At 42.0% G+C, this 9,745-nt stretch carries 9 protein-coding genes and 1 pseudogene; 4 read left to right on the top strand and 6 right to left on the bottom strand.

Going from position 1 to position 9,745, the window contains the following annotated elements; translation table 11 throughout:
- Positions 1-323: pseudogene (locus tag H6G08_RS16295) on the bottom strand (photosystem II q(b) protein); the annotation flags it as partial.
- 287 nt (positions 324-610) lie between these two features.
- Positions 611-1,450, bottom strand: coding sequence for a prephenate/arogenate dehydrogenase (locus H6G08_RS16290; RefSeq protein ID WP_190544599.1), 840 nt, complete (start codon positions 1,448-1,450; stop codon positions 611-613).
- 83 nt (positions 1,451-1,533) lie between these two features.
- Here H6G08_RS16290 and H6G08_RS16285 point away from each other — a divergent pair, with 83 nt between their 5' ends.
- The 3 genes from H6G08_RS16285 to H6G08_RS16275 all read left to right on the top strand — a co-directional run bounded on the left by H6G08_RS16285 (position 1,534) and on the right by H6G08_RS16275 (position 4,704).
- Positions 1,534-3,099, top strand: a complete 1,566-nt coding sequence (locus H6G08_RS16285; RefSeq protein WP_190544596.1) for a pentapeptide repeat-containing protein — start codon at positions 1,534-1,536, stop codon at positions 3,097-3,099.
- 57 nt (positions 3,100-3,156) lie between these two features.
- On the top strand, positions 3,157-3,750 hold the full coding sequence (locus H6G08_RS16280) for a DUF1517 domain-containing protein (protein ID WP_190544593.1): 594 nt from the start codon (positions 3,157-3,159) through the stop codon (positions 3,748-3,750).
- A 69-nt stretch (positions 3,751-3,819) separates the two neighbouring features.
- Positions 3,820-4,704, top strand: coding sequence for a hypothetical protein (locus H6G08_RS16275; RefSeq protein WP_190544590.1), 885 nt, complete (start codon positions 3,820-3,822; stop codon positions 4,702-4,704).
- Positions 4,705-4,995: 291 nt separating this feature from the next.
- Here H6G08_RS16275 and H6G08_RS16270 read toward each other — a convergent pair whose 3' ends face one another.
- The 3 genes from H6G08_RS16270 to H6G08_RS16260 form a co-directional block, all read right to left on the bottom strand.
- A complete protein-coding gene (locus tag H6G08_RS16270; protein WP_190544587.1) occupies positions 4,996-5,442 on the bottom strand; it encodes a tellurite resistance TerB family protein in 447 nt (148 codons plus the stop codon).
- 178 nt (positions 5,443-5,620) lie between these two features.
- Complete coding sequence (locus tag H6G08_RS16265) at positions 5,621-5,758, bottom strand: hypothetical protein (protein ID WP_190544584.1); 138 nt, start codon at positions 5,756-5,758, stop codon at positions 5,621-5,623.
- A 605-nt stretch (positions 5,759-6,363) separates the two neighbouring features.
- On the bottom strand, positions 6,364-7,284 hold the full coding sequence (locus H6G08_RS16260) for a histone deacetylase family protein (RefSeq protein ID WP_190544581.1): 921 nt from the start codon (positions 7,282-7,284) through the stop codon (positions 6,364-6,366).
- 281 nt (positions 7,285-7,565) lie between these two features.
- Between H6G08_RS16260 and H6G08_RS16255 the strand changes: the two genes are divergently transcribed.
- Positions 7,566-8,840 carry a hypothetical protein gene (locus H6G08_RS16255; RefSeq protein WP_190544578.1) on the top strand — a complete coding sequence of 425 codons (1,275 nt, stop codon included), beginning with the start codon at positions 7,566-7,568 and terminating at the stop codon, positions 8,838-8,840.
- Between the two features lie 308 nt (positions 8,841-9,148).
- On the opposite strand, the gene H6G08_RS16250 is transcribed toward H6G08_RS16255, so the two are convergent.
- Positions 9,149-9,646 (bottom strand): hypothetical protein, encoded by a 498-nt coding sequence (locus H6G08_RS16250; RefSeq protein ID WP_190544575.1) that lies wholly within the window; start codon positions 9,644-9,646, stop codon positions 9,149-9,151.
- Positions 9,647-9,745: the final 99 nt, after the last annotated feature.

Genomic DNA, 9,745 nt, shown 5'->3' with positions numbered 1-9,745 from the left:
TTGTACAACCACTCATCTAAGGAAGCTGCTTCCCAAATGGGGTAGAAGTGTAAACCGATAGCGTTGGAGGAAGGAACAACTGCACCAGAGATGATGTTGTTTCCGTAGATTAAGGAACCTGCAACTGGTTCGCGGATACCATCGATGTCTACTGGAGGTGCAGCGATGAAGGCGATTACGAAGCAAGCTGTAGCTGCTAAGAGGGTGGGGATCATCAGGACGCCGAACCAACCGATGTATAAACGGTTGTTGGTGCTGGTAATCCATTCGCAGAAGCGATCCCATACGTTGGCGCTTGAGCGCTGTTGTAGAGTTGCTGTCATGGTTTTATGATTGCTACTTGCGTTGTTGTACGCAGGAATAATTACTTATGATGTTTTTATCTTAGAGACTTTGTAACGGATTGTAAAGAAGTTTCTCAAAAAATTTACTTAATTAGTTGATAAGTTCTGCTTATTAATATCTATAGGTTATGGAGCAGTGCCTCAACTTAGCTCAGTGAGGGGATGAGGGAAGCGGGACAAGGCAGGGGGGCAGGGTGCAGGGTGCAGGGGGAAAGAAATACTTAACCAATGCCCAATGCCCCATGCCCAATGCCCAAAACAGACCCTTAATCAACAAAATCGGGGCGAACTTTTTGCGTAGATTGCAATTTTGCCTCTAAAGCTGTCCAATCTTCCTGTTCTATTAACTTAATTACTTCATCAAGCTGCTGGCGATATTGTTGTAATGACCCCAGCAACGCTTGCTGATTAAATTGCGCCATCATTACCCCTAACTCTGGATTACCGCCACCAACGCGGCTGGTATCGCGAAAACCGGAACTAGCTAAGTTTTTCGCTAGTTGTAACACTGTGGGGTCGGTTTCACCCATACAAGCTGCAATTAAGGAAGCGCTGACCATTACAGGTAAATGGGAAATCCAACTGACAGCGCGGTCGTGTTGTTCTGGCTGACAATGGTAAATTTTTGCACCAAGCGATCGCACTATTTCTTCTAATACTAAAACGGCGGCGGTGGGTGTTGTCTCAGTTGGTGTCAGTACATAAGGGCGATCGACAAATAAATGCCGTTGTGCGGCTTCGATACCGCTATCTGCAGTTCCCGCCATTGGATGACCGCCGACGAAATTCTGCCATAAAGGGGATATAGCTTGAACTATCGGTGCTTTTACCGATCCCACATCAGTAATAACTGTGGTAGCAGGTAAGTGCGCAATTAATTGTTGAACTTGGGGAACAATAAGAGCTATCGGTGTACAAATAAATACCACTTCTGTGGTAGCTAAGAGACTCAGATCCACTGCAGCCTCATCAACGCTCCCCAGAGATACCGCCTTTTGGCAGGTTGATTGACGACGACTCACTCCGAAAACTTCATGTCCTTGCGATCGCAAATCGAAACCCAAGGAGCCACCGATCAGTCCCAGTCCGACAATTCCAATTTTCATTTTTGATTTTGATAGTTAATCTTTTAAGTATTTTCTGTGTACTTGACCACCAATTTAAAGTTGGCATCTGAGGGGTAGTATTTATGACTGTAGAAGACTTGTTGAGAAAATACACAGCCGGAGTTTATGACTTTAGCGGTATTGACCTCTCGGAAGCCAATTTAAGTAGGGTCAAGCTAGTAGGCGTCAATCTCACTCAAGCTAATATGAGTGTGATTAATTTAAGCGGTGCTAATCTCAGTAAAGCTAACTTAACTAATGCCATACTCAATGTTGCTAGACTTAGCGGTGCCAATCTGGCTCAGGCGATTCTCAATCAAGCTAGTCTCAATGTTGCCAATTTAATCCGCGCTGACTTAAATCAAGCCCAATTGCGGGAAGCCTCATTAATTCGGGCTGAGATGATTAGAGCCAATCTTAGTGGTGCAGATCTGTCCGCTGCTAACCTCACCAGCGCCGATTTGCGAGAAGCCACTCTCAGACAAGCCAATTTTCGCAAAGCTAATTTAAGCGGTGCAATTTTGCGGGGTTCTTCCTTAATAGCTGCAAACTTAGAAATGGCGAATCTCCACTCTGCTGATTTGGTACATACAGATTTGAGTGGTGCTAATTTGCGCGATGCGGAACTCAGAAAAGCCAACCTCAGCCGCGCTAACCTCAGTGGAGCCGATTTAAGCGGCGCTAACCTGCGCTGGGCTGATTTAAGTGGTGCTAACCTGCGCTGGGCTGATTTAAGCGGCGCTAAATTAAGCGGGGCGAAGTTAATTAGCACAGATTTAAGCAATGCTAATTTAACCAATGCCAGTTTAGTACATGCCGATCTAACCCAAGCAAAATTAATTAAAGCAGAATGGAACGGCGCTGACTTAACATCAGCCATACTCACTGGAGCGAAACTTTACGCCACATCTCGGTATGGCTTGAAAACTGAAGGTATAACTTGTGAGTGGATTGATCTTTCCCCTACAGGCGATCGCTCCATCATCCAAAAGTTTAACGCCGAAGATGCGCGAGACTTTTTTAATGAAACCTCCCCCACCATCAGAATTATTGTTGACGCCCCCTTGGAACATGAAGCCAACTTTACCCTAGCTGGGGCTTACTACCAAATTTCCCGCCAATATCGCCGACTTAAACAACCACCAACTATGGAAATTGGCCGTCGGCGGACGGTTTTTACCTTCCGGGTGGAGCGTGACGAAGACTTATTTCCCCTAGCTTATATAGCTATTTTGCCATTTATGGATGCTGCCAGCACGCAACAAAGTATCGAAGATGTGATAGACATAATTAAAGGTGAAGATATTTCTTACATGGGTGTAAAAATACCCCATCGGGTGAGGCAATTAAGGGCAGCGATCGACGAAGCTAGAAATAAGGCTCAGTCCCTTAAGGAAGTACAAAAAACTCTGGCGTTAGCAGCTAAATTAAAATTCTTTAAAACTCCTACCCAAACAATTTTAACCAATTCTAGTGCCCAAACTTTAATTATTTACGACAATCCCTATTTCGGCAAACGATTTATTAGTCAATCTGATAACAATGCTTCATTTTTTGATACTATATCCAGTGAATCTAGCCAATATCTATTGCCTACAATCAAAATGATTAAGGATTTTGTTAAAAGTTTTCATTATATTGAAGAATGAACAATTGTCAGTGAAATAATCATTCTTGAATAACTGATAAATGGATGGAGGATACAGATGCGCGATACTTTTAATAAAATGATCGGGCGGACTCGCTATGTAGTCTGCCGCTTATTTCTACATTTAGGCGGCTCAGAAGTAGCGCCAATTTTAGGTATATTTAATAGTGCCGCTAGAGATGCAATTGATGCCGAAGGCGACATGGAAGTGTTAGGCGAAGGCTTAGTAGAAATCTGTGAAACCCTAACGCGGTATGACGATTACTGGCTTTCTGCTGCTAATGAAGGTGACGTATTTTGGAATGAAGGCGAAGCCGGAGATTACGTCAACGAACTGTTTAGCGACTCTGCTGCAAGATATGGTGCAGAACTAGATTTAAATGATGATTCTGGATTTAACGATCCTTTATCTCTACCTGCAACCCGCAATATTATTGTGATGATTACGGTGGCTTTTGAAGGAGAAGTACCAGAGTTAGAAACTGATTTATCTAACGTTCAAGCCTTGAAGCAAGGTTTAAAAGCCCTGATTAATCTACACTACAATCATAAATTACGGGCTGTACAGGTGCATTTTTCACCAGCACAATTAGGTGATGAACTGACTAAAGATCAGCTGTTGCAATTTTATCCAGAATTAATTCCCTTGTAATTGGTGGGGTAGTCCGTACTTACAAGATGTCAAGAGAAATTGTTAAGCTCATATAAGGATACTAGTGCAATGATTATGACCATATTGCGTAAATTTACAGCAGTGTGTTTAGCCATGAGTTTGTGCTTAACAACAGTAGCCTGTGGAGGAGGTTCCGACCAAGCCAACTCTCCAGCCAAAAATGTGAGCCAAACTGCTGTCAATACCAAACTGAGTGATGGACAGTATCAATTACAACAAGCCACTTACGATGATGGTACTGGCGAGTACACGCTATTTTTGATTAACAGCAAACCCCCAACCTTTGTCACCGAGAACTTACAAATGGCTCGGCTGACAGATGAAGAAATCAAAGAAGGTAAGAAAAGCTATTTAAAAGTAGAAAATGGACAGCCCGTCTTATATTTAACAGAAGACTTTAAAATTGAGTACGTCCATAATGTCGTAGAAAACAAAACTAATCCCCAAACAGGACAGCAAGAAACAGTTGTAGTCCGTCAAGAGAATAGTTTCTGGACACCCTTTGCGGCGGCTGTGGCTGGTAATATAGCAGGTCAGGCAATCGGTAGTCTGTTGTTTAGACCCCAATATTATGTACCTCCTGTCTACCAACCCGGAGGAGTTTTGGTTGGTTATGGTGGATATGGTAGCAGCTACGATCAAGCAGTTTCTAGCTACCGCAGCCGTTATAATCAACCACCAGCAGCCGTGAGAAATCGCACTGCATTCCGCACTACAGGGACAATTAGAAGAACATATCCTAGCGGCTCATCGGTACGTAATACCCCAAATCGCAATACTAATAGCCGTCCTAGCGGTTCTGGTTTTGGTGGTAGCGAACTTAGACCTTCTAATTCTGGATCTTCCAGACGCAGTCCTAGCGGTAGTAGCTTTGGTAGCGGTGGACGTAGTAGCGGTCGGCGCGCGCCTTCTTTTGGTGGTAGACGCCGTTAATTAGCTATTCTGCTTTTAAGTTGCACAATCCATCTTGAGGGCTGTTGACGGTTGACGGTTGACTGTTGACTGTTGACAGCCCTGATTAGTAGTTATGCAATTTAGCAGCGAATTAGCTTATAAACATTCCGAATTGAATTCGGGATCTGGAGGATTAGGTAAAAAATTAGGGGCAGGTTTAGCGATAAGATCTTTGCCTGCCCCTACACAACTTTTAATGGAGTTTAATATTATTTTTTTGTGAGATCGTCTACATAATAGCGATCGCTATTAGAGTGTAATTCAGTTATCCTATCCCCGGTTCTTGATCGAGATCACCTGGACGATTTGTATCGCTACTTCTCTGGATATCCCCAAGGCCTGATACAAATCGGTTAAAAAATATTTTTCTTCTTCTGTAACTATACTCTCAGAAAGTAGTAAATCTGTAGCTACAGCAAAAGCTGCTTCTCGCAATTCTGGACTGAGGGATGCTTTCGCCGCATCGAATAAAACATTCATCCCATCACGCCGGAGGATGCTCAGGATTTTGTCAAATAACCTGCACATCAACTCGTTGGTATAGTTTCTAAAAAGCTTTGACCGTAATAAAACTGAGGATATACAACGCGCGTCATTCTCTGACAAATAACCGTCTATAGCGGTTGCAGCCAAGGTAATAGCAGCAAAGGCTTCTGCTGGACTAAGTGTCACTTGAACCTGGCTTTCTGTATCTAATACGGTATCCAACAAACCCATTGTAGTTGCTCCTTGATTGAGGTCTCAATAGCAGTACAGTTTCCTACAAGTTTCACAACTTTTAGGTTAGCCTGTAACGCTGTAAGACTTTCATAAGTTTAGTGTTCCCAAGATTTCTTAACAGCGAACACTTGCACTGAATAGGTTTTTGGCAAACAGCAGACAGCCAGGTACGAATTTAGCGTTCTCCAGTCTTTTCAATTGTTTCGATCACTGCCAAACCTATACCAGAAGCTGCTATAAGCACTATTGCTGATATTAAAAAGGCATTGACAAGCATTTGCAGGGCATCGTTGAAGAAAATGTAGGTGGTCATTACACTTCACCTTTTATAACTCTGTGTTGCTAGTGCTGTTTAATCTCTTCACACCCTGATTGGTGTATTTCGTTGAGAACTTCCTAGCAATTGCATCTTAACAAAACTTTAGCTGTTTAAAAACATATCTCGAATTTTTTCTTTTTGAAGATTCCATGAACTTGACCGATGATTGGTACAATTCAATACTGAAAATCGATTTATGTTAAAAATAAATCAATTTATCTATAAATATAAATACTGAACGCTTAAGTTATTTTCAATACGCTTTAATATAAATTCTGTTTTTCATCAATATGAAAGTACTTTTGCTTTAAAGCTTTTTCTTGAGACTAAAAAGCCGAAACAAAAGCAACTATAGCCAAACTTTTACCGATAAAAATACTAGGATTTAATGTGATATTAGACTCATGCTAATTGACGGCAAAAAATTTTTTGTCAATAGCTTACTAAAACTTCAAAATTACCTAACCAGGCACAGCTATTTGCTGGTAGTTTGCCTTGATTTGGTCTGTTAAAGTCACAGCCCGATCGCTCGGTGTAATAAAACTTCATGAAGAAATGTTAAGAGTTGTGTGCGAGAACTAAAAGTCTCTCATCAAAGCCTAAACTAGGCAGCGTTCGATGGTGCTGATAACTGATTCGGAAAGTGAGTCTAAATCATAGCCACCTTCTAAGCCAAAAAGAATTTTGCGCGTTAGTCCTAAACAATAATCCACGAATAAACCATAATCTGCTGGTTGCAAATTGATACTGGCTAAGGGATCGTCAGCGTTAGCATCGTAACCGGCGCTAATAATCAGTAAATCTGGCTGAAATTGAGTTAAAAAGGGAATTACCGACTTTTCAAATATGGGTTGATATACAGCTATATTGCTACCTGGAGGTATGGGTACATTTAAAACATTATTATGCAAGCCACGTTCTGAGGCTCGACCGGTACCGGGGTAGCAGGGGTATTGATGAAGAGAACAGTAGGCGATTTGCGGCTGATTTTCAACGATCGCCTGAGTACCATTACCGTGATGTACATCCCAATCGAGGATAGCGACGCGATTCACTCCTGGTTGTTGTAGGGCGTAAAAAGCAGCGATCGCCGCATTAGAAAATAAACAAAAGCCCATACCTGCATCACTTTCCGCATGATGTCCGGGGGGACGGGCGAGGACAAAGGCGGGATTTTCGCTAGTTAATACAGTGTTAACGCCATCCAACCAAGCACTAACTGCTAACAATGCCACATCATAACTGCGAGGTGATACTGGCGTATCTCCATCTAAATAACCGCCACCTGCGATCGCGATCGCCTGGATTTTGTGGATGTAATCTGCGGTGTGCGCTTGTAACAGTACAGACATCAGCGATGAATTTTCTAAAACTGGTGTCGGCGATCGCCAGGAAATTTGCTCGGCAAAATTAGCTGCTTTGATAGCATTGGCGATCGCGGTTAAACGTTCTGGTGTTTCTGGGTGGTAATTTCCAGTCTTGTGATCTAGAAACTCATCAGAATAGATGACTGGTAGCATGGGGCGATAAGAGTTAGCAGCAAAACACTAAATGATATTGTATCTTCCCCAGATTATCTAGAGCGATCGCTACATCAAAGTCTTGTCATATCGGAGATACATTTTTTGGCTAGCCACAGGTTCATCATGCCCAATGCCCAATGCCCAATGCCCCAAGCGGCGGGGCGACTGTCCCTCTCCACCCACAAGGGAATGGAGTTTCCCGCCGCTTTCGATAAATAAGATACAATGCCAGCAGAAATTCAGCTAATAACCAAATATTTAGGCAATTGGAGCGTGTTATGACTAATTCTTCCAATACAACTAATCAAACACCAGCAAATAGCACAATCACCAATCTGCAAAACACCCTAGAGCAAGCTAAGAATAAAGACAAGATTTTTGACAAATTTCTCAAAGAGGGAATTAATGCAGGTTCCACTGCTGAGAAACTAGCAATATTATACAGAGGTGTAGAAACTTCGCCTTATCTACAAGATATTAATAATTATCCAGAGCGGCTAAAACAACAAGCAAATCCTGAAGATTTAATCTTTAAACCTTATCCTAAAGTCGGGGAAATGCCGCAAATTGACCGCCAAGGTTTAGAGTTTATCCATTCAGATATTAAAGAAGCTTGTATCTGTATTGGTCGCGTCAATGAAGGGAAAATCAAAGCTCATTGGCTGGGGAGAAATGCCCTCAATAAAAATCAATTTTGGAGCGGTACGAAAATCATTCCTTTGCTGAATATAGTATCTCAAGCGAATACAAAATTCTTTCAATCCAGCTTAGAAAATTGTGTAATTAGAGACCCAGCCAAGCGTCAGAAAGATACTCCATTTTTAGATATTGCATCTGACATTATTAGCTATCAACAAAAAGTAGCCAGTTCTAATTCACTAGCTGCTATGTGCAAACGCTTCGAGACTTGGGAAGGTTTAGAAGCCTGGGTCAAAAAAGTTACTGGAAACCAAGATTTAGTTTTTCGGGGACGTTATGGTGAAGATCCTTTTATTAACCAGCCTGAATTGTTTGATTTAAACACAAAAAAAGTCTTGCTCAGTGCTGCACCAGAAACAACTAGAGGCGATAATCTTGTGACTGCATACGATTTACTCCGGTTGCTGACAATGTTAGGGTGGCACCATCAGCTACCAGTGGAAGCAAGGTTACCGGGTGCGCAATGGCACAGCTTAAGTCTGATTGTCAAAGCTTTGGGTAAAGATGCTTGTCGCTATACTGATATAGCCATTGAGACATTGGGATTGAAAAACTTTATTAGTTCTCCAGTAATTATCTCGAAATTAGGCGATGGCTACAGCGATTCGCGCAAAAGTACAGAAATAGTTTATCTCGCATTCATGCAATTTATTTTGGATTTGCCGCAATCAGGAAAGAAACCCGCCGATTTGATAACTTTGGGTTTAGCTTTACGGGGAGCAAAACCTTTCCAGGAAACTAATCCGGCGGCGATTGAACAGGCGAAAAATCGCGATGCAGTTGAGCTAGATGCGAGAATGGTAACTGAAGTCACTGAGATTTTGCGCCGAGTAGTTACACAAGAACTAGTGTAATTTTTATACTGAAGAAACACTTTATTTTTTTAGGACTTACGCACAAAACCTCTCAAACTCTTATTCCCACCGAAGTTCTGTTCGTCGAAGACGTTGGCGTTCGCGCAGCGTCTCCCCTTGGGAGAAGCCATCGCCAGAAACCGACGCTCAGACTTCTCTCTGTGAACTCTGCGTACTCTGTGGTTTATTTACCCATTGTCTTTGCGTAAGTCCTGTTTTTAACGAACCGCATTAGACACCAAGAAGCGAGCAAAAAGAGTTTATAAGGAAACCTGTTGAAAACCCAAACGTCTTTAGATAGGGGAGTGTCAATCAGTCGGTAAATTGGCAAATACCTGTTCTACTAACTCTTTAGTCTTGACTTCCAAATGTTGCCAATCGACTTCTCCCATTTCATCTATTAAACTAGTGTCAATTTCTACTGCTTCGGCATTTACTGCATCGGGGCTGTAATTGATAAAACACACCTGATAACATAGATCCCATAAATCTATAGTTATTTGCTGCTCTTGACGCTGCAAAAGTAGGTGATATCCTGGATGGGGCACGGGTAGATGAGAAAGAGTTTTTCTAATTTCATCTGCCTGTTCTGGTGTCGCAGTTTCCATTTCTTGCAACAAATTAGTCACCATTGCTTTAGTTTCATCGGTGATATTCCCAGGCCAAATCAATACCTCATGATAAGTACCAATCCAGGAAGACACATCTAGTTGCTTGCGAATATTATCAACTACACGGATGAAAGCAGGCTGCATGAGGGTTTCAGCCTGTTGCCAAGTGACAGAATCGTTTATTTTCGGTGGCATTGCTAATTAAAAAAGATGTGAAACAAAAATTAACAAAGTGTGTTTATTAAGAAAATTACATTTTGATTCCAAATCTTTTCTCAAGATAGCGGATTTCAT

Origin of the sequence: Calothrix anomala FACHB-343 (assembly GCF_014696435.1) — a bacterium.
GTDB classification, from domain to species: domain Bacteria; phylum Cyanobacteriota; class Cyanobacteriia; order Cyanobacteriales; family Nostocaceae; genus Aulosira; species Aulosira anomala_A.
This window is presented reverse-complemented; position numbering and strand designations above follow the sequence as displayed.

What these genes read in the sequence shown, in the direction of transcription:
- H6G08_RS16255 (WP_190544578.1), top strand. Translation starts at nt 7,566, where the DNA reads ATGACTAATTCTTCCAATACAACTAATCAAACACCAGCAAATAGCACA.
- H6G08_RS16285 (WP_190544596.1), top strand. Translation starts at nt 1,534, where the DNA reads ATGACTGTAGAAGACTTGTTGAGAAAATACACAGCCGGAGTTTATGAC.
- H6G08_RS16275 (WP_190544590.1), top strand. Translation starts at nt 3,820, where the DNA reads ATGATTATGACCATATTGCGTAAATTTACAGCAGTGTGTTTAGCCATG.
- H6G08_RS16290 (WP_190544599.1), bottom strand. Translation starts at nt 1,450, where the DNA reads ATGAAAATTGGAATTGTCGGACTGGGACTGATCGGTGGCTCCTTGGGT.
- H6G08_RS16265 (WP_190544584.1), bottom strand. Translation starts at nt 5,758, where the DNA reads ATGACCACCTACATTTTCTTCAACGATGCCCTGCAAATGCTTGTCAAT.
- H6G08_RS16250 (WP_190544575.1), bottom strand. Translation starts at nt 9,646, where the DNA reads ATGCCACCGAAAATAAACGATTCTGTCACTTGGCAACAGGCTGAAACC.
- H6G08_RS16280 (WP_190544593.1), top strand. Translation starts at nt 3,157, where the DNA reads ATGCGCGATACTTTTAATAAAATGATCGGGCGGACTCGCTATGTAGTC.
- H6G08_RS16260 (WP_190544581.1), bottom strand. Translation starts at nt 7,284, where the DNA reads ATGCTACCAGTCATCTATTCTGATGAGTTTCTAGATCACAAGACTGGA.
- H6G08_RS16270 (WP_190544587.1), bottom strand. Translation starts at nt 5,442, where the DNA reads ATGGGTTTGTTGGATACCGTATTAGATACAGAAAGCCAGGTTCAAGTG.